The organism is Desulfatiferula olefinivorans (genome assembly GCF_054657895.1).
In genome coordinates, this window is the sequence record NZ_BAAHXV010000002.1 from 108807 (window position 1) to 129923 (window position 21117).

General features: G+C 57.3%; 13 protein-coding genes. 5 read left to right on the top strand and 8 right to left on the bottom strand.

The window, feature by feature from the left end:
• Nucleotides 1-397: 397 nt before the first annotated feature.
• The 7 genes from ACYQ11_RS02220 to ACYQ11_RS02250 all read right to left on the bottom strand — a co-directional run bounded on the left by ACYQ11_RS02220 (nt 398) and on the right by ACYQ11_RS02250 (nt 8826).
• Nucleotides 398-2131: an NAD-dependent malic enzyme gene (locus ACYQ11_RS02220; RefSeq protein ID WP_459922103.1), complete on the bottom strand. Its 1734-nt coding sequence runs from the start codon at nt 2129-2131 to the stop codon at nt 398-400.
• Between the two features lie 289 nt (nt 2132-2420).
• Complete coding sequence (locus tag ACYQ11_RS02225; protein WP_459922104.1) at nt 2421-3176, bottom strand: succinate dehydrogenase/fumarate reductase iron-sulfur subunit; 756 nt, start codon at nt 3174-3176, stop codon at nt 2421-2423.
• Nucleotides 3173-5086, bottom strand: coding sequence for a fumarate reductase/succinate dehydrogenase flavoprotein subunit (locus ACYQ11_RS02230; RefSeq protein WP_459922105.1), 1914 nt, complete (start codon nt 5084-5086; stop codon nt 3173-3175). The genes ACYQ11_RS02225 and ACYQ11_RS02230 overlap by 4 nt, the downstream gene beginning before the upstream one ends.
• A 10-nt stretch (nt 5087-5096) precedes the next feature.
• Entirely contained in the window at nt 5097-5738 is a 642-nt protein-coding gene (locus ACYQ11_RS02235) for a succinate dehydrogenase cytochrome b subunit (protein WP_459922106.1), read from the bottom strand.
• Nucleotides 5739-6077: 339 nt separating this feature from the next.
• Nucleotides 6078-6950 carry a succinate--CoA ligase subunit alpha gene (sucD, locus tag ACYQ11_RS02240; protein ID WP_459922107.1) on the bottom strand — a complete coding sequence of 291 codons (873 nt, stop codon included), beginning with the start codon at nt 6948-6950 and terminating at the stop codon, nt 6078-6080.
• Between the two features lie 11 nt (nt 6951-6961).
• Complete coding sequence (gene sucC, locus ACYQ11_RS02245) at nt 6962-8122, bottom strand: ADP-forming succinate--CoA ligase subunit beta (RefSeq protein ID WP_459922108.1); 1161 nt, start codon at nt 8120-8122, stop codon at nt 6962-6964.
• A 56-nt stretch (nt 8123-8178) separates the two neighbouring features.
• Complete coding sequence (locus ACYQ11_RS02250; protein ID WP_459922109.1) at nt 8179-8826, bottom strand: TetR/AcrR family transcriptional regulator; 648 nt, start codon at nt 8824-8826, stop codon at nt 8179-8181.
• Between the two features lie 495 nt (nt 8827-9321).
• On the opposite strand from ACYQ11_RS02250, the gene ACYQ11_RS02255 reads away from it, so the two are divergent.
• Entirely contained in the window at nt 9322-11169 is a 1848-nt protein-coding gene (locus ACYQ11_RS02255; protein ID WP_459922110.1) for a glycerophosphodiester phosphodiesterase family protein, read from the top strand.
• Between the two features lie 13 nt (nt 11170-11182).
• On the opposite strand, the gene ACYQ11_RS02260 is transcribed toward ACYQ11_RS02255, so the two are convergent.
• Nucleotides 11183-14167, bottom strand: a complete 2985-nt coding sequence (locus ACYQ11_RS02260) for a PAS domain-containing hybrid sensor histidine kinase/response regulator (RefSeq protein WP_459922111.1) — start codon at nt 14165-14167, stop codon at nt 11183-11185.
• Nucleotides 14168-15070: 903 nt separating this feature from the next.
• Between ACYQ11_RS02260 and ACYQ11_RS02265 the strand changes: the two genes are divergently transcribed.
• From ACYQ11_RS02265 to ACYQ11_RS02280, 4 genes are all read left to right on the top strand, one after another.
• Nucleotides 15071-16351, top strand: a complete 1281-nt coding sequence (locus tag ACYQ11_RS02265) for a (Fe-S)-binding protein (RefSeq protein ID WP_459922112.1) — start codon at nt 15071-15073, stop codon at nt 16349-16351.
• Between the two features lie 29 nt (nt 16352-16380).
• Nucleotides 16381-19416 (top strand): FAD-dependent oxidoreductase, encoded by a 3036-nt coding sequence (locus tag ACYQ11_RS02270; protein ID WP_459922113.1) that lies wholly within the window; start codon nt 16381-16383, stop codon nt 19414-19416.
• A gap of 243 nt (nt 19417-19659) precedes the next feature.
• A complete protein-coding gene (locus ACYQ11_RS02275; RefSeq protein ID WP_459922114.1) occupies nt 19660-20100 on the top strand; it encodes a hydrogenase iron-sulfur subunit in 441 nt (146 codons plus the stop codon).
• Between the two features lie 58 nt (nt 20101-20158).
• Nucleotides 20159-21106, top strand: coding sequence for a 4Fe-4S ferredoxin (locus tag ACYQ11_RS02280; RefSeq protein ID WP_459922115.1), 948 nt, complete (start codon nt 20159-20161; stop codon nt 21104-21106).
• Nucleotides 21107-21117: the final 11 nt, after the last annotated feature.

Consider the following 21117-nt stretch of genomic DNA (forward strand, 5'->3'; position numbering starts at 1 on the left):
CTCCCTCACAAGCACAGTTTCACAAATGCAAGCAGGAAAAGGGATGGGGGCACTGGGTAACAGGGTCGTTCAAGGTAAATTCTTGTATTGTTGCATTGCCCCCTACCATTTGATTTGCTTCATTTAAACATAACAAGGCGTGTTCGCGCAAGGTTTTCAGTCGCTGGGGAGATTACCGTGTGTAAAGTTCCTGTTTACCCCGAAACTCCCCAAGATCTGCAAGATACCAGCTTGTCGCTCCGGTAACGAAGAAGCGGCTGTTATTGAACAAAGAAAAGGTCGTCATCAAAGAACTCCACGAGAAAACTGCCGGGGAAATAAACAATAAATATGAACGCGCTTTATCGTTAAAACGTCACGGGGACAATAGATGTCCCCGTGACATCGTATGGCAAGGTTATTTCTCGAGGGGCAGGTATTCCGGTTTCCAGCCCATGTTGTCGATGGCGGTATCCAGGCGGGCGGGATCGTTCCGGTGGTCGAATTCACTGAAGGCGCATTTGCGGCTGAGGCCTTCGGCGATGGCCACGCGGCCCACGGCTTTGGCCACGGACAGGCTGACCTTGCGAAGCTCCTCCACCGGCGGAAACAGGGTGCCCTGCTTCAGATCGGCGTCGGACACATGCTCGGCGGCGGCATAGGCGGCGGCGGTGAAGAACGAGGGCAGGACCTTGCTTGCCCCCGAGGCGATGATCCCCAGGCCCACGCCGGGGAAAATGAACACGTTGTTGCACTGGCCGATGCGGAATTCCCTGCCTCCATGGCTCACCGGGGCAAAGGGACTGCCCGTGGCCACCAGGGCCTTGCCGTCGGTCCAGGCGTAGATGTCTTTGGGCAGGGCTTCGGCATTGACCGTGGGATTGCTCAGCGGGAAGATCACCGGACGATCGGTGTTTTGATGCACCGCCTCCACAACCTCCCGGGTAAAGCAGCCGGACTGGCCCGAGGTGCCGATCAGCACCGTGACCTTGGCCTGTTTGATCACATTGACGAGCCTGCCGTCTTCGGGATTTTTAAGCCAGGGAAGGGCTGCGGGATCTTTGGCCAGCCGGACCTTGTAGGGTTCGATGTTCCGGTCGGTGGTCACCAAACCCCTACTGTCCAGGGTATAGATCCGGGATATCGCCTCCGCCTCGGTCAGGCCTTCCTGCATCATGGCACAAGCGATCTGTTCTCCCACACCCACGCCGCCTGCCCCGGCGCCGTGAATCAGAAAGACCTGATCCTTGAGGGACTCACCCTTGACCTTCATGGCGCACAGAATACCCGCCAGCGTAACGGCGCCGGTGCCCTGAATATCGTCGTTGAAGGAAATCACCTCGTCCACGTGGTTATCAAGCACGGTGAAGGCGTTCTGCTTGGAAAAATCCTCCCACTGGCACAGGGCATCGGGAAACACCTTTTTGAAGGCCTTGACGAAGCGGTCCACAAAGGCAAGGTAGGCATCGCCCGTCAGCCGTTTGTGGGGCCAGCCCAGGTATTTTTCGTCGGCAAGCAGCTCCGCATTGTCCGTGCCCACGTCAAGGGAAACGGGCAGGCAGTGCCAGGGGGCGATGCCTGCGCCCTGGGTGTAGAGCATCAGCTTGCCGATGCAGATGGCAAGACCGCCGGCACCCTGATCCCCGATACCCAGGATGCCCTGGTTGTCGGTGACCACGGCCACGCGGATGCCGTCGTTTTTATATCGGGACAGAATCGCCTCGGCCTGATCGATGTTGCCGGGATAGAAATGAAGCCCGGTGGCCTGCCTGAAAATGGCCGAATACTGCCGGCAGGCCTGGCCCACCGTGGGGGTGTAGACAATGGCCATGAACTTGCGGATATCACTGGCGATGAGGGCATGGGCCAGGGTGGCGTTCTTGTCGAACAGGGAGCGCACATAAATGTATTTTTCGATGTCGCTGACCTTGTCATCCACAATATCATGGCCGTTTTTGATCTGGAGTGCCAGGGTCTTGACCGCCGGAGGAATGCTGCCGCTCAAACCCAGGCCTTCCCGTTCCGATTCGGTGAAGGCCGCGCCTTTGTTGGTGTAGTTGTTGTCCTGAAGCGCCCGGCCGCGGAGATCCACCTGAATGGACCGGGTTTTTCCATATTCATCGTAGGTAAAGCGATATCCTTGCTCTGACATGATCGGCGTCCTTAAAAAAAAATTGAATATGACCATGGCCCGGGGCCATGCAGAAATCACACTGTGGGGATGTATACCACGGGTCGTTTTGTTATCAAAGGGATCAGATCAAAAAACACGGCTTCGAAAAACGTCCGTTTTCTGCGCTTTCGCTTCATCCATCGTCACTGCGGCGTACCCTAAGTACGCCTCATCCTTGCGGATTCGCGACGCCGCAAGCTCGAACGTTTTTCTTTGCCGTCATGTGATGACTTTTTCGAGTTCATCAAAAAACACGACCGCGCACCGGTTATTTGACCCCGGCCTTGATGAATTCCCGGTTGAGCCGGGCGATGTTTTCAATGGAGATCCCCTTGGGGCATTCGGCTTCGCATTCCCTCTCGTTGCTGCAGTTGCCGAACCCCGACTCATCCATGGCCGCCACCATGGCGTTCACCCTCTGCCGGGCTTCGGGACGGCCCTGGGGCAGAAGGGAAAGCTGGGACACCTTGGCACTGGTGAACAGCATGGCCGAGGCATTGGGACAGGCGGCCACGCAGGCCCCGCAGCCGATGCATTCGGCGGCGTCCATGGCCTTTTCCGCCGTTTCCTGGGCAATGGGGATGGTGTTGGCGTCCGGGGCGCCCCCGGTGTTGACCGAGACATAGCCCCCGGCCTGGATGATCCGGTCCAGGGCGCTGCGATCGACCATCAGATCCTTGATCAGTTTGAAGGCCCGTGCCCTGAAGGGCTCCACCACCAGCACGTCGCCGTCCTTGAAATGGCGCATGTGAAGCTGGCACAGGGTGGTGCCCTTTTCCGGTCCGTGGGCCCGGCCGTTGATCACGGCCCCGCAGGTGCCGCAGATCCCTTCCCGGCAGTCATGGTCAAAGGCGATGGGCTCGCCGCCGTCAAGGATCAACTGTTCGTTGACCACATCGAGCATTTCGAGAAAGGACATGTCCGTGGAAATGTTCCGGGCCTGATACGTTTCAAGGCGACCCGGTTCCCTATTGCTTTTCTGACGCCAGACATTGAGGGTCAGGGTGATGGTTTTTTCGCTCATTTGTAACTCCTTTGGGTCAGGGTGACGTTCTCGAACACCAGGGGCTCCTTGTGAAGCCTTGCATCGCGGCCTTCCCCCGCAAACTCAAAGGCCGCCACATGGGTATGGGTGTCGTCATCGCGCAGGGCCTCGTTTTCCGACGTCTGGTATGCCTCGTTGAAATGGCTGCCGCAGGATTCCTTCCGGGACAGGGCATCGATCAGAAGAAGATCGGCAAAATCCAAAAATTCCGCCACCCTGCCCGCTTTTTCGAGACCGGGGTTGACCCCCTGTTTGGAGCCTGACACCTTGACGTTGGACCAGAATTCCCGTTTGAGATCCTGCACGCGGTGACGTGCCGTCTCAAGACCCGCGTCACTGCGGGACATGCCGCAGTGATCCCAGAGAATTTTCCCCAGTTCACGGTGGATATCGTCACAGGTGCGTTTCCCGCCGACGGCAAGGAGTCTGTCCAGGGTCTGATCGACCGCGCCGGCCGCCTCGTCGAAGGCCGGATGATCCGCGTTCGTCTGACCGGGGATTTCACCGGCCAGATAGCCGCCCAGGGTGTAGGGGATGATAAAGTATCCGTCAGCCAGTCCCTGCATCAGGGCACTGGCCCCAAGTCGGTTGGCGCCGTGGTCGGAAAAATTGGCTTCACCCAGCACGAACAGGCCGGGGACGGTGCTCATCAGGTTGTAATCCACCCAGAGGCCGCCCATGGCATAGTGAGAGGCCGGATAGATCATCATTGGCGTGGTGTAGGGGTCCTCGGCCGTGATCTTCTCGTACATGGCGAACAGGTTACCGTATTTCCGCCGGATCACGTCCACGCCGTTTTGTTTGATGGCGTCCTTGAAGTCCAGGTAGACGGCATAGCCTGTTTCTCCCACGCCACGACCGGCGTCACACTGCTCCTTGGCGTTGCGCGAAGCCACATCCCGGGGAACCAGGTTGCCGAAGCTCGGGTATTTTTCCTCCAGATAATACAGCCGGTCCGTCTCGGGAATGTCGTTGGGACGCCGGGTTTCACCGGGATTTCGGGGCACCCAGACCCTTCCGTCATTCCTTAAACTTTCACTCATAAGTGTCAGCTTTGATTGATAATCTCCATGAACCGGAATACAGGTGGGGTGGATCTGGGTAAAACAGGGGTTGGCAAAAAACGCCCCCTTCTTGTAAGCCCGCATGGCGGCGGTGACGTTGCAGCTCATGGCGTTGGTGGACAGATAGAACACGCGGCCGTAACCGCCGGTGGCCAGAATCACCGCGTCCCCTGCGTGCCGTTCGATCTCGCCCGTAATCAGGTTCCGGGTGACAATACCCTTGGCCTTGCCGCCCACGACCACCAGTTCCAGCATGTCCTGACGGGGAAGCATGGTGACCTTTCCTGCGGCAATCTGCCGTGACAGGGCACCGTAGGCTCCCAGAAGCAGCTGCTGGCCGGTCTGGCCCCGTGCGTAAAAGGTCCGGGACACCTGAGCCCCGCCAAAGGACCGGTTGGCCAGAAGGCCGCCGTATTCCCGGGCAAAGGGAACGCCCTGGGCCACACACTGGTCGATGATGGCGTTGCTGATCTGGGCCAGGCGGTAGACGTTGGCTTCCCTGGCCCTGAAATCGCCGCCCTTGATGGTATCGTAGAACAGACGCCGGACGCTGTCCCCGTCGTTCTGATAATTCTTGGCCGCGTTGATACCGCCCTGGGCCGCGATGCTGTGGGCCCTTCTGGGGCTGTCCTGGATGCAGAAGGTTTTCACGTTGTACCCCAGCTCGGCCAGGGTGGCCGAAGCCGAGGCACCGGCCAGTCCGGACCCCACCACCAGAACGGTGTATTTTCGCTTGTTGGCCGGATTGACCAGTTTGAGCTGGAATTTGTGCCGGTCCCATTTTTCGTGAAGGGGGCCTTCGGGTATCTGAGCATTGAGTGTCATGGCGTCCACCTTATTTGATAAATGAAAGGGTGATGGGAATGGAAGCGAAACCGAGCCCCACGGCGAGACTGAACACCAAAGCAAGAGCCTTGACGGCCGGCGTGTATTTGTCGTGGTTCAGACCCAGGGTCTGGAACGCGCTCCAAAACCCGTGGCTGACATGGACTCCGACGGCCGCCATGCAGGCCACATAAAACCAGACGAGTATCGGGTCGCCGAAGGCCTGGTCCATGATCTCATAAACCGTCCGATGGGTGTGATCGGCAAAATGGAAATTCGCAAGATGGGCCAGAACGAACAGAAGCAGAATCAGCCCGGTGTAGGGCATGGTCGACGAGCCCAGGGTCCGCCCTCCCCCGCTCTTGTTCATCTGATACCGGACGGGCCGGGCCGTGTAGTTCTGCCAGGCCAGAGTCAGCCCCGTGATCACGTGGATCAGGGCCAGAACCACCATCAGAATTTCCGCCACGGTGATCAGCGGCCCCAGGGCATGGAGATGATCCACATAGCTGTTGAAGGTGTCCACACCGCCGTACACGGTCAGGTTGCCCACCAGATGAACCATCAAAAACCCGCAGAAAAACAGGCCGGTTGCGGCCATCACCAGTTTTTTCCCCACCGAACTCGACAGGGTTGTCATTAACCAGGACATCGCTTCTCCTTTTAGTGCCTGTCCAGAGCGTGCATCTTGCGGCCCATGCCGGCGTTCTCGGGTTTTTGAAATCCTGCGGCCTTGGCATGAACCACAATCTACACACTCTGAATAGACACTATTGTTGATTGATTGCCTCCGGCGGCCCTGCCGGGGGCCAAACTTTTGAAAAGTTTGACAAACAGATATGGAAATCGTCTGTTTTTTTCAAAATTCAAAACCCATTTGCCCAGCTTTTTAAAAGCCGGCCGCCGGAGGCAAACACTCTGTGTCTTTGTGTCTCCGTGAGAAACCCGTTTTTTTGCGGCTTTGCCGCATTCATCATTCTCACATCCATTCCTACTTAAAAATCGTCTTGCACATTTCTCCCAGCATTCCCAGATTCTCGCAGACGGTGACGCCGTTGTCACGCAGCGCCGCAAGTTTGGCCTGGCCGGTGCCGCTGCCGCCGCTGATGATGGCGCCGGCGTGGCCCATACGCCGTCCCGGCGGGGCGGTGAGGCCTGCGATGAAGCCCACCACGGGTTTGGTCACGTATTTTTTGATGAAGGCGGCGGCCTCTTCTTCGGCATTGCCGCCGATTTCACCGACCATGACGATGCCCCGGGTGTCGGGGTCGTTTTGGAAAGCATCGAGCACATCGATGAAATGAGTGCCGCTGACCGGGTCGCCGCCGATGCCCACGCAGGTGGTCTGGCCGATGCCCTGGGCCGAAAGCTGATGCACCACCTCATAGGTCAGGGTGCCGGAGCGGGACACCACGCCCGCCGGACCTCCGGGGGTGTGCATGGGGCCGGGCATGATGCCGATCTTGCATTCGCCGGGCGTGATAATGCCCGGACAGTTGGGGCCGATCAGGCGGGAATGCCTGCCTGCCATGAATTTCCGGACACGCATCATGTCGAGGACGGGAATGCCTTCGGTGATGCAGACGATAAGCTCGATCTCCGCATCCACCGCTTCCATGACGGCGTCGGCGGCAAAGGCCGGGGGCACGAAAATCATGCTCGCATTGGCGCCTGTTTTCTTCCGGGCCTCGGACACGGTGTTGAACACCGGAACCCCCTCGTGCATCTGTCCGCCCTTGCCCGGGGTGACCCCGGCCACCACCTGGGTGCCGTATGCCTGGCACTGTTTGGTGTGAAAGGCCCCTTCCCTGCCCGTGATGCCCTGGACCAGCAGCCGTGTGTGTTTGTCGACGAATATGCTCACGATGGGTCTCCTTATGCGATGATGGCGGCGATTTTTCGGGCCGCGTCAGTGAGGTCCGAGGCGGTTTCCAGTTTCAGGCCGGATTCGGAAAGAATTTTCCGGCCCAGATCCACGTTGGTGCCCTCCATGCGGATCACCACCGGAATGTCGATGCCGGTGTTTTTTGCCGCCTGGACCACACCCTTTGCAAAGATATCACAGCGAAGAATTCCCCCGAAAATATTGATCAGAATGCCTTTGACCTTCTCGTCCATCAAAAGGATGCGGAAGGCGTTTTCCACCATGTCCGCCGTGGCTCCCCCGCCCACATCCAGAAAATTGGCGGGCTCTGCCCCGGCCTGTTTGATGATGTCCATGGTGGCCATGGCCAGGCCCGCGCCGTTGACGATATTACCGATGTTGCCGTCCAGGCTGATGTAGTTCAGACGATGCCGGGAGGCTTCCACCTCCAGCGGCGATTCCTCGTCTTCGTCGCGCAGGGCCCTTATTTCAGGGTGACGATAAAGGGCGTTGTCGTCGATATCCACCTTGGCGTCCAGGGCTGCCACGGTGTTTTCGCCGGTCAGGACCAGGGGATTGATTTCGATCAGCGAACAATCGAGTCGGACGAACATATTCACGAGATTTCCGATCATGGTGGACATCGCGGTGACCGCCTGTCCTTCCAGACCAAGGCCAAACGCCACCTGGCGGCCATGATAAGGCTGATAACCCATGACCGGATCAACACTGACGCGCATGATCTTGTCCGGTGTCGCGGCGGCCACGTCCTCGATATCCATGCCGCCTTCCGTGGATGCCATGATGACGATATCGGCCGTGGCCCGGTCCGCCACCAGGCTCAGATACAATTCCCTCCGGATGTCCAGCCCCTCTTCGATCAGCAGTTTTTTCACGATCCGGCCCGAAGGACCGGTCTGGTGGGTGACAAGAGTCATACCCAGGATGGCGGATGCGTGATCCCGGACCTCGTTTCGGGACCGGGCGAGTTTGACGCCGCCGCCCTTGCCCCGCCCCCCGGCATGAATCTGGGCCTTGACCACCACGGGAAAGGCGCCCAGCTCATCGGCCGCGCTAAGGGCATCGTCCACCGAGGCGGCCATCCGGCCCCGGGGAATGGGAATCCCGGCCTCGGAAAAAAGCTGCTTGGCCTGGTACTCGTGGATTTTCATGAAACAACCTCCTTCATCGTTGGAAGGGTTGGGCCGTCACGACAGGGGGCAGCGGATCAGGATTCCCTGCCCTCCAGGGCGGCGCTCAGAATGAATTCCGTCTGAAACGATATGTATTCTTCCAGGGTGTATCGACGCTTCAAAAACCACTGCCGGAAGGTCCACATATGGCCCAGGACGGTGATGTTGTGAGCCAGGAGTTCCACCGAACGGTCATCCATCTTCGGCAGATGGCCTTCGGCGATGGTCCGGGCGATCACATCCACCAGGATATCCGTGATGCGAACCTCGTTCTGGAGCACGTGACTGCGCCATTTTTTCGGAAGGGATTTGGTTTCCTGATAAATCAGGAGCAAATGGTCCCGCATGCGGTCGCAGACCATAATATATTCCATAATCACGTCCCTCAGGGCCTCGATGTCCGAGGCATTGCGGGACAGGGCCGCCGCCACCCCCTGTTCGACCTCTTCATGAATCGCGTCGCAGACCAGGTAAAGCACATCGTCCTTTGACGCCACATACTCGTACAGGGACCCGATGGAAAATCCGGCGGCGCCGGCGATCTGACGGGTGGTGGTTTTATGGAACCCGTTCTGAATGAAAAGCTTGACCGCCGCATCGACAATCTGGCGTCGACGACGCTGGACCAGGTCGGGATTCTTCACCTGGGTTTCCACGTCTCTTGTCCGTTCACGTTTTTTCATGGTCTGGTCCGAATCGTCATTGTCGGGTCACGGGCGAGATGAATGGCGGGGGTGCCATTCTGAACGAGCGCTCAGTCAGGTACGTAGCATGCACCCTTTTTGCTTGTCAAGGGTTTAGGACCGGGGGAAGCCATTTTCCGAGACCCGACGTCGTGCATCGCCCGGCTATAAAAAAAACACCCTCACACAATTATCACAATCATGGGGTACTGAATGCCTTTAGCGTAAGAACATTTTCGCCGTCCGGATGTGGTTAACCAGTTTAGTAAAAAAATCAATGTGTTAAAAAGGTTGACGGATGCATTGTTTTAACATACGGATAAATATCTGTCCGTCTTGAAGGAATGACCGTGACCGGGGGCCCTTCCCCGGACCGACCGGCGTTTCCGCGTGAATCAATTCAGAAATATAGCACGTCAGACTCTCGGCATAACCGGGGCGTTCCGCCGTCCGTCGGAACACCCTCAAGAACCAACATCACGAAAAGGAGGGATCATGATGAAACGATTACGGTACGGAATGATACTGATGATGCTCACGGCGACGGCGGTGTTTGGCCTCGCCGCCTGTGATGAGAAGCCGGAAACCACCGAGGCGGTGGTGACCGACGGCATCACGGACGCCGATGTTGCCGCAAACAGGCCCGAGGTGCTGCCCTATGTGACGGCCTACCGGGTTCTTGACAAGAGCAACGGCTTCTTTGCCAAGCATCTTTTGTCGGAAAACATCGAAGGCCTGGGCGTCGTGTTTTTTGTCCGGCGTTTCGGGGATTCGACGTGGATCAGGCTGGGCGAGGACGTCCTTTATACCGATGAAAACGGCCGGGCCGCCTTGCCTGGCCTGCGCAGCCGCCTGCCCCAATCCCTCCTCGACCAGGCCCCCATCGATCTCCAGCTTCAGGCGAGACTTTACTTCGACAAATCAACCTATGTTTCCGATGACCAGGGGCTCATCCGCATTCTCAGCGCCGACAAAACAAAAAATCCCGGCGTGGTGTACACCGACCACGACAACACCCTGCATGCCACCGGCGGACAGAACGCCGTGCAGGACTGGATCGATTTTCTGAATTTCGCGAAAAACGACTGGCCCCTGGTGGACGGCGACGTGGTGTCGGCCGTGGCACAGCTTCAGTCTGAAAACCGCCAACTCGTGATTGTCACGGGCATGCCCGGCGATTTGAGAGCGGCCTGCCGAACCCAGATGAACCGGCATTTCGAACAGAGCGGCCGTCGGACCATTCCGATTATTACCAAAGACGATTTTTCCTATGAACACAGCAACGTATTCAAGCGGGAAGTTCTTGCCCTGCTCTCGGATCTCTATGGTCCGGACAACTGCCTGGCCATGGTGGGCGACACGGTGCGCCAGGACGGATACGGCGCCATTGCTAACGGCATTCTCTACGTGCCCTACCAGGTGAATTACGCCCTGGCCCCGGACCTGCTCGATACCGAAGGCTTCGGACCCATCGATCCCGACACCGTGGCCGACACCTGGACCCAAGTGATCGATGCCGTCAAAAACGGCCCTGCCATCGAAGACAACGTGTTTCTCAAACGCCATAACGGTTTCATGAACATCGCCCACCGGGGCGGCGGGGAACTGCTGCCGGAAAACACCCTCGAGGCTTACCGTAATGCTTACGCCGTGGGCGCGGAATCCATCGAGGGAGACGTCCACATGACATCGGACGGCGTCATCGTCGTATCCCATGACGAGACGGTGGACCGCTGCACCGACGGCACCGGTAAAATCATGGACAAAACCCTTTCAGAAATCAAAGCCCTGGACGCCGGATACCGGTTCACGCCGGACAACGGGGCCACCTACCCCTGCCGGGGCATGGGGTACACCATCCCCACCCTTGAAGAGGTGTTCGCCGACCCGGAACTGAACCGCCGCCCCATGGTTCTGGAAATCAAGCAAAGCGGAACCCTCGTGGTGGAAAAGGTGCTCGATCTGATCGAGGCCTATGACATGGAAGATCAATTGATCGTCGGCGCCTTCAATCAGGACACCGTCGATCTGATCGGGGATCTCGGCCGCTCCCGGGGCATGAACCTGGTCCGGATCTTCGCCACCGAAGGGGTGCTGGAATTTATTGCCACGCCGTGCTGGATCATGGATGAGCCGGATTACGCGATGCCCGGCGACGTGCTGGCCCTGCCCAAAGAAATCGTGACCCATCTTCTGGTTCAGAAGGCCTGGGTCCTGGGCCTTAAAGCCTATGTGTGGACCGTCAACGATGAAAGCGGCATGGTCCGCTTCAAGGACTCCGCCAGGGTGGACGGCATCATGACCGACAACCCCGAGCGGCTCGAAGCCCTGCTTGTGCCCTAAGCCCCCCCTCCCTTCAGCTTCCGCAGGATTTCAGCACCCGGCTGAGATCGGCGAAGCTGAAGGGTTTTTTCAAAAAGGCGCACAGGCCGTTTTTTTCCAGCTCTTTCACGTCATCCATATCGGTATACCCCGAATAGATGATCACGCGGGTCGACGGAGAAAGGGCCTTGATTTTCCTGAAACAGTCCTTGCCGTTCATTATCGGCATCATCATATCAAGGATGACCAGATCGATGGTCTTCTGTTCGGCAATGAACACATCCAGGCCTTCCTGGCCGTTTTCAGCGGTGATCACCGTGTATCCCAGCGCCTCGAGCATGTCCTGGGTGGCCTCACGCACGATGGCCTCGTCCTCGACCAGAAGAACGCGGCCCGATCCCTTCTCGATCGGCGGGCGTTCCGTCTGCCGATCCTGGGTTGTCCCTTCCGTCATCAGGGGGAGATAAAGGGTGAAGGTTGCGCCCCGATTCGGCTCACTGCTGAAATCGACCAGCCCGTGGTGTTCCGTGATCGTCCCATAGACCGTGGCAAGGCCCAGACCGGCGCCCTGGTCGATATTTTTGGTGGTGAAAAACGGTTCGAAGATTTTGTTCTGATATTCCATGGGGATACCCGTTCCCGTATCCGTCACGTCGATCTTCACATAACGGTCGGCCCGGGGCATGCCGGCCAGATTTTTCAGGTAGGGATCCTCGGTGTCGACCGGCAGGGTCCGGAACGTCAGGGTACCGCCCCGGGGCATGGCGTGCCCGGCGTTGATCCCCAGGTTGATGAAGACGTTCTGGAGCTGTGATTCGCTGCCGCTCACCAGCAGCCGTTCGTCGTGGAAATCACAGACAATGCTGATCGTCTTGTCAATGGAATAATTCAAGATTTCAATGGCGGTCCCGATCACGGCGTGAATATCGATGGGTCTGTAAGCCTGGCTGTCCTTGCGTCCGAAGGTCAACAGTTTACCGGTCAGATCCGCCATGCGCTCCGCCGAATCCGTGATCAGCTTAAGCGAGCGTCTTGCGTCGTCCGAAAGCCCGTGTTGGCCGAGCATGGCGGCTCCGCCGATGATACCCGAAAGCATGTTACTGAAATCGTGGGCGATCCCACCGGTAAGAAGGCCTAAGGCCTCCATTTTTTCGGCGTGCCTCAGTTTCTCGCGCAGCACATACTGCTCAGTGACATCCTCGTGCATCATCACCAGCATTTCCACCCGGCCTTCAAAATTCAGCAGGGGAAACACCACCATACGCATCCATAATGTTTTTAAAGGCTTTCCAGGCCCGTTTGCCGGAAGGGTAAGACAGTAGTCGGGAATATGGATGGTTTCACCGCTCAGGGCCTTTTTCATCTCGTCGGCAATGCCAATGCGGGCGATGACGGGATGCTCGAACACGGGAATCCCAGGCACGGGCCCTGATCCGAACATCTCATGAAAGGCCCGATTGATCCGCAAGGGGCAGCCTTTATCATCGGTAATCAAAATGGAATAGGGATTGAGCTCGAACAGACGGTTCAATCGGTCTTCGCTGGCCCGCAAGGCTTCTTCGGCCTTTTTCAGCGGCGTTACATCGCGCATGGACGAGAACAGGCGTCCGTCCGCCAGTTTTTTCGTTTTCATTTCCACGATCACACGGCTGCCGTCCCTGCAGGTGATCTCCCGTGTGGCAAAAATGATTTTTCCATCGTGAAGGGACTGGTAATCCAGAGGTTTTTCCCTGAGCATGTCCCGGGAAAACAGCTTGGTGATATTGGCGCCGATCAGTTCGTCCTTGGCGTATCCCGTGATGCGGGTCATGTTCTCGTTGGCATCGGTGATGGTCCCTCCGTCGATGCCGATCAGCACACCGTCGGCCGCCTGCTCGAACAGGGCCTGGTAACTGGCCCTGCTCTCGAGCAGGGCTTTTTGGGCCTGGACACGTTCGGTAATATCCTCCACGATGCCCATCCCGCCAAGGACCGCCCCCTGATCCGACACCATGGGGGCGAAAATCAATCGGACCGGGGTTTTTTTCCTGGCGGTATAGGATTGGTATTCAATTTCGAGATGAACGGTCTCGAGCCGGTCGAGACTGGTCCGAAGCGCCTGTTTCACCCGCTCATCGGGAAGGTTGAACATGTTCAGGCCCACCAATTTTTCCCGGGAGGACCCGATACTTTTCACGAAACCGTCGTTGCACTCGGTAATCACGCCGTCCGGATTGTAATGAAACAGGCCCACGGGTGCGTTGATGAAAATCTGCCTGAATCGTTCCTCGCTTTCCTGCAAGAGGCCGTTGGCCGTCAGACGGGGGGTGATATCCTGGGCAACGGCATAAATGGTATTGCCCCGGACGTAAGCCCGCCATTCGAAGGTTTTGTAACGCCCGTCCTCATCTTTGAACCGGCAGGAAAAATCGCTGACCCGTCCGATGTCCTTCAGGCTTTTGAACATGGCGAACACCGCGTCGCGATCATCGGGATGAATGGCGGACTGATAGCCTCTGTCCATCAACTCTTTGGGACCGTAACCCAGGATATTTTTCCATGACCGGTTGTACCGGAGAAGTCGGCCCTCAAAATCGAACAGGCAGAGCAGGTTGTTCGACAGATCAAAAAACATTTGAAAATCCGGATCATGATCCGGCACCGCGTCGTCCCGTCCGGATGATTCCGCTTGCGGCGAATAACTGAGAAAAAAATAACCGTCTCCGTCCGAGGTCACATCCACATGGCGTTTTCGACCGTCATCATCAATGATATCAATCCGTTCCGTGCCGCCGTTCAGAGCCACACGGCCGAACACCCGGATAGGGTCGACACGGTCCGGGCCCGGATCGGGATAACGGTCCCTAAGGGTTTTCCCGCAAAGGTCCGACGCCTTGCACCCAAGCATCCGCTCGCAGGCGGCATTGACGGCAAGGGTTTCATAATCCCGGGGGACCCCGTTTTCATCAAGGATGATCCGATGGCAGGAAAGGGCCTGGGGCGAATGTTCAAAGCAAGGTCTGTAAGAAGGCGTTGTCATGGATCCACAGTCGCATACGGTTCAAAGTTGACGGCTTCGTAAAACGTCCGATATCTGCGTTACGCGTCATCCCTCGTCACTGAGGCGTACCCTAAGTACGCCTCATCCTTGCGGATTCGCAAGCCTTGATCTCGAACATTTTACGAAGCCGTCCAAAAACTTACTTTTTACGAGATCATCAAAGTTGCATCCATCAAATTTAACACGGAATTTTCCTGAGACTAACACGATCCGCGCATTTTTCAAATCAATTTATGGATTTGGCCCACAACCGTCAACCCCCGGAAATCCGGATAATCAATGCACCGGGGGAAAATGTATGCAGATTTTCAATTTGAAAAATCCATACAATCTATATATAAGGTTTTCTTTATGATTACGAACCGTTCACGACAGATGCTGGATACCATGATGATTGATCATATCGGACACTACTGACGGCTTTCGTCCCTTTTCGCCCGTTGGGCGGATACGACGATGTTGAAAAACTGAGCCGACGGTGGCTTCCGGGTATGATGTCACGGTTCCGGACCGAACGGTCCCATCCGCCAGACCCCTCATTCCCCCGCCACAGGGGTTGGTTTCAAACGTGAAACAACCCGCCCTTGGACACATAAAAAACGCGTCACCCTGGTAATACGTCGCCGGGCTGGATTTCCCCTCGGGAAGCTCGCCGGACGTGTCATCATTGATGAACTTGTAAAAAGTCATCAATGGATGGCTATGTAAAAAAGTTCGAGTTCAAGGCGTCGCGAATCCTTAAGGAATGAGGCGTACTTAGGTACGCCGCAGTGACGAGGGATGAAGCGCAACGCAGAAATCGGGCTTTTTTACGACGCCATCATCGTTGATCCCGGGAAAGCCGGGAGAATGATCATTTCTTATGAGTGGAGGAATATCACTATGTCAGAAGCATTGAACGTAACCGGAGGGAAATCCCGCATCAAGGAGAAGGCCCTTGCGATTGTCCCCGACGGCAATCTGTCGGCCTGCCTGACCTGCGGCACCTGTTCCAGCGGCTGCCCGGCAACGGGGCAGATGGACATGGATCCCCGAAAGTTTCTGAGAATGGCCGTCCTCGGCATGGATGACCAGCTCGAGAACCACCCCTGGCTCTGGGTCTGCACCATGTGCAGGCGATGCTACGATGTCTGCCCCATGAGCATCAACATTCCCCAGCTGGTTTACGAACTCCGGGCCGAATGGCCGCGCGAAGAGCGCCCCAAAGGGATTCTGGGTTCCTGTGACCACCACCTCCGCTCCCGGGGCGGTGCCATGGGCGTACCCTTTGAAGATTTCAAATTCACCGTGGAAGATTTGGCCGAAGAATGCCGCGGGCAGGAGGGTTTCGAGGAGCTGACCGCAGACATTGACCGTGAAGGCGCTTTCTTTGCCCTCAACCAGAACTCCCGAGAGCCGGTGACCGAGCCTGATGAACTGCTTCCCCTGTGGAAAATCCTCCATACCGTCGGAGCCGACTGGACCTACTACTCCGAAATGTGGGGCGGTGAAAACTACTGCATGTTCCTGGCCGACGATCCTTCCTGGGAGGAAATCATCCGGTCTCAGTGTGAGCACATCGACAAGCTGGGCTGCAAGGTCTTTTTGAACACCGAGTGCGGGCACTCGTTCTATGCGGTCTGGCAGGGCATCCGGCGTTTCAACATTCCCCACAAATTCGAATTTCGAAGCATTGTCGAATATTACGCCAAATGGATTCGGGAAGGCAAACTCCCCGTCAATTCGGACTGGAACACCACCGGCATCAAGTTCACGGTCCAGGATCCCTGCAACGTGGTCAGAAAATCCTTAGGTGACCGTTTTGCAGACGACCTCCGGTTCGTTGTCAAACAGGTGGTCGGTGAAGAAAACTTCGTGGACATGGTTCCCAACAAATCGAACAACTTCTGCTGCGGCGGCGGCGGCGGGGCCCTCCAGGCCGGGTATACCGACGAACGCCAGGCCTACGGCAAGGTCAAGTTCGACCAGATCATGGCCACCGGGGCAAAATACGTGATCACCCCCTGCCACAACTGCCATGCCCAGGTGGAGGATATCGGCCATCATTTCGGCGGCGAGTACCACACCATTCACCTGTGGACCATCATCTGTCTGTCTTTAGGCATTCTGGGTGAAAACGAGAGAACCTATCTGGGACCGGATCTGGCGGATTTCGGCCTGTAAGCTTTTAACACGAACAAGGAGATAGCGTGATGTCTGACAAAAAAACAATCGGCTCGGTCCTGATTGCCGGAGGCGGCATCGGCGGCATCCAGGCCGCCCTGGACCTGGCCAATTCGGGATACTACGTCTACATGGTCGAGAAATCACCGTCCATCGGCGGCGTGATGGCCCAGCTGGACAAGACCTTCCCCACCAACGACTGCTCCATGTGCATCATGAGCCCCAAGCTGGTGGAGGTGGGACGGCACATGAACATCGAGCTTCTGACCCTGTCCGAAATCAAGGATGTCCGGGGAGAAAAAGGCAATTTCCAGGTGGATGTCTTCCAGAAGGCCCGGTACGTGGACATGACCAAATGTATTGCCTGCGGGGCCTGTACGGAAAAATGCCCGGTCAAGGTCGATGACGTTTACAATGAAAAGCTCATCAAACGCAAGGCCATCTATGCCCTTTACCCCCAGGCCGTACCGCTGAAATACTGCATCGACGCGGACAAATGTCTGAAGTTGACCAAAGGCAAATGCGGGGTCTGTGAGAAAAAATGCCCGGCGGGTGCCATCAACTACGACGACACGGACAAAAACCTGATCCTCGATGTGGGTTCCATCATCCTGGCGCCGGGCTTCAAGGCCTACGATCCCTCGGGCAAGGCCATCTACAGTTACGACAACAACCCCGATGTGGTGACCTCTCTGGAATTCGAGCGGCTCCTGTCCGCCTCGGGCCCCAACCAGGGCCACATCATCCGCATGTCCGATCACGAGGAACCGAAGAAAATTGCCTGGCTCCAATGTGTGGGATCACGGGACATCAACACCTGCGACAACGGCCACTGCTCGTCGGTCTGCTGCATGTACGCCATCAAACAGGCCATCATCGCCAAGGAGCATGATCCGTCCCTGGAATGCACGATCTTCTACATGGATATGCGGACCCACGGCAAAGGCTTCGAAAGCTGCTACAACGAGGCCAAAGAAAAACACGGCATCAAATTCGTGCGCTGCCGCGTCCACTCCATCCACAAGAACGGCACCGGGGAACCCGGCCAGGTCATCGACTACATGGATGACGCGACCGGCAAGGTGGTCCGCGAGATTTTCGACATCGTGGTCCTGTCCGTGGGCATGGAAGTTTCCGATGATGTCAAGCAACTGGCCGGTAAAATCGGCGTGGAGCTGACCGCCGGCGGCTTTGTCAAAACCTCGTCGTTCAATCCCGTCGGCACAACCCGTGACGGCGTGTTTGTCTGCGGCGCCCTCCAGGGACCCAAGGACATTCCCCAGTCCGTGGTCGAGGCCGGTTCGGCAGCCCTTTCCGCCGGAGCGGCCCTCACGGCCGGTCGGAACACCCTGACCAAATCCTTTACCATGCCGCCGGAAATCAACATCACCGGCGAACGCCCCAGGGTGGGTGTTTTTGTCTGCCACTGCGGCATCAACATTTCTTCGGTGGTTGACGTCATCGCCGTCCGGGATTACGCGAAGAACCTCCCCTACGTGGAATACGTGTCCGACAACATGTATTCCTGTTCCCAGGACACCCAGGATTACATCACCAAAAAAATCAAGGAACTGAATTTGAACCGCATCGTCGTGGCGGCCTGCACCCCGAGGACCCACGATCCCCTGTTCCAGGAAACCCTGATGAATGCCGGGCTCAACAAATACCTGTTTGAAATGGTCAACATCAGAAACCACGATTCCTGGGTCCACAAGGACTATCCCGAACAGGCCACGGTCAAGGCCAACGAAATGGTTCGCATGGCCGTGGCCAAAGTGGCCCTGTTCGAACCGCTTACCGAGGCCAAGCTCGAAATCGATCAGAACGCCGTGGTCATCGGCGGCGGCCTGTCGGGCATGAGCGCGGCCCGGTCCCTCTCATCCCAGGGCTACCATGTCAGCCTGATCGAGCGAAACGATTACCTGGGCGGCCAGGCGGTGAACCTTTATTCGACCGCCAAAGGCGAATCCATCCAGGAAGGCCTCGCCGCCATGGTCAAAGGCGTTGAAGAAGACGCGGGCATCACCGTGTACAAGGGCGCAACGATCACGTCCGTGGACGGCTTCGTCGGAAACTTCGACACCGTCCTTGCCGTGGGCGACAAAACGGAAACGCTGCGCCACGGCGTGGCCATCATCGCCACCGGCGCCGATGAGCTGAAACCCGATGAATACCTGTACGGCAAAGACAGCCGGGTCCTGACCGGCCTGGAACTCGATCGTAAATTCATCGCCGACGATCCGTCCCTGAAGACCTTAAAAACCGCCGTGTTCATCCAGTGCGTGGGCTCACGGGAACCCGATCGCCCCTACTGCTCACGGATCTGCTGCACCCACACCATGGTCAGTGCCCTTCACCTGAAAAAACTCAATCCGGACATGAACATCTTCGTGCTGTACCGGGATATCCGGACTTACGGTGAACGGGAAGCCCTCTACAAAGAGGCCCGTGAAAAAGGCGTGATTTTCATTCGCTACAGCCTGGACGACAAGCCTGTGGTCGAAGCCGGGGATCAGGGCCTTTTCGTCACGGTGACCGATCATGTGCTCAAGCGCCCTGTGCGGATCACGGCGGACATGCTGACTCTGGCGTCCGCGGTGGTGCCCTACCGGGATGAAAAACTGGCCCAGTTCTTCAAGGTGCCCATCAACTCCGAAGGATTCTTTGCCGAAGCCCACGTCAAACTGGCCCCCAGCGACTTTGCCGTGGACGGCGTCTTCCTTTGCGGGCTGGCCCACTATCCCAAGCCCGTGGACGAGGCCATTGCCCAGGCCCAGGCCGCCTCATCGAGCGCAACCCGCCTTCTGTCCCAGAAGACCATCAACACCAGCGGCACCATCGCCAAGGTGGACCCGGCCTTCTGTACGGGCTGCGCGGTCTGCGTCACGGTCTGCCCCTACAACGCGCCGTCCATTGTCATGGAAGGCCGCGACAAGGGCAAGGCCCAGATCAACCCGGTCCTCTGCAAAGGCTGCGGCTCCTGCGTCGCCTCCTGCCGCTCGGGGGCCCTTCACCTCAAAGGATTTGAAGACAGCCAGCTTTTGGCCATGATCGAAAACGCGTGAAAAAACATGGCCTCCGGCGGGCCTGCCGGCGGCCAAACTTTTAAAAAGTTTGACAAATATATTTTTTAACTAACACCCGAAAACCGACCTGTTCATCAGGTAGGAGACTTCAAATTTTGGTCTGAGACAAGGCCGCAGGAATGGTTGGACCGGAGGCGTAGCAGCGCTACGTCGAGGATCCAGCCATTCCGAGAACGCCGTATCAGGCCAAAAGATGAAGTCCTTTATACAAGGAGGTCATTCATGACTGTTTTTGAACCAAAGATTGTAACCTTTCTGTGCAACTGGTGCAGTTACGGCGCGGCCGATCTGGCCGGCGTCAGCCGTTTTCAGTATCCACCCAACATGCGGGTGATCCGGGTGCCATGCTCGGGCCGCATTTCTCCGAAGATGATTCTTGCCGCCCTGCGCAAAGGGGCTGACGGGGTCTGGATTTCCGGGTGTCATCCCGGGGACTGCCATTACATCGAGGGCAACTACTATGCCCGGCGCAAATTCACCCTGCTCAAGGAGCTCCTTGAATTCCAGGGGGTCGAGCCGGGGCGGGTCAACTTTTCATGGATCTCGTCCGCCGAAGGCGTCAAATTCGCCCAGGTGGCCAACGAGGTGATCGACGAGGTCCGAAAACTCGGCCCGGCCAGATTCTTTATCAAAGGCGCGCCCAAAGAAATCGCTGCGGCATAATCCAAACGTTTATTGCGGTGCTTCTATCAAAAAGCGACCGCCGGAGGCATAAATAACCATGATCCATTACACACAAACCATCAGAAAGATTTCAGCCGATCTTCTCAAGAGCGGCAAAGTCGATGTGGTGATCGGCTACAAACAGGGCACCCTGCCGGGTGTCAACGAGCCCTTTCTCGCAAAGACGCCCAACGATGCGGAACAACTCGTCTGGGACTCCCAGTGCAGGCTGAACCTGGCCAACTATCTGACCAACCGGAAAGACAGGGTCGGTATCGTCGCCAAAGGCTGTGATTCCAGAAACATCGTGACCCATATCATCGAAAACAGGATCAGCCGCGAGCAGGTCACCGTCATCGGTGTGCCCTGCACCGGCCTGACCGATAAAGCAAGGCTTCGTGAGCTGGCCGAAGGGGAAATCACCGCCCTCACGGAAAAAGACGGAATGATCACCGTGACCTCGGCAAGCGGTGAAAAAACCGTGGCAAAAGAAGAGGCCCTTCAAAGCAACTGCGCCCGCTGCCTTCACCGCAACCCCGTTCTCAACGACATTCCCGTGGCCGATCCGGTCCCGGAGGTGAACACGACAAGGAACGATGCTGAGATCGAGGCCATCGAAGCCATGAGCCCCGAAGAAAAATGGGCGTTTTTCGACGACCTGCTTTCACCCTGCACCCGGTGCTACGCCTGCCGGAACGCCTGCCCCTTATGCTACTGCCCCACCTGTTTCGTGGATGAGTCCCGTCCCCAGTGGGTCGGCAAAGGCGATGACCCCGTCGACATCCGGACCTATCACACCCTGCGGGCGTTCCACTGCGCGGGCCGATGCACGGACTGCGGCGCCTGTGAGGCCGCCTGCCCCATGAACATCAAGGTCCGTCTTCTGACCGGGAAACTGGAAAAATCCTGTCATGAACGCTGGGGATGGGAGTCCGGGTTGTCGCTGGACCAGCGGCCGGCCCTGGATTTCTTCACCCTCAAGGACCCGGAGGAATTCATCAGATAAGGGCCTTGGGT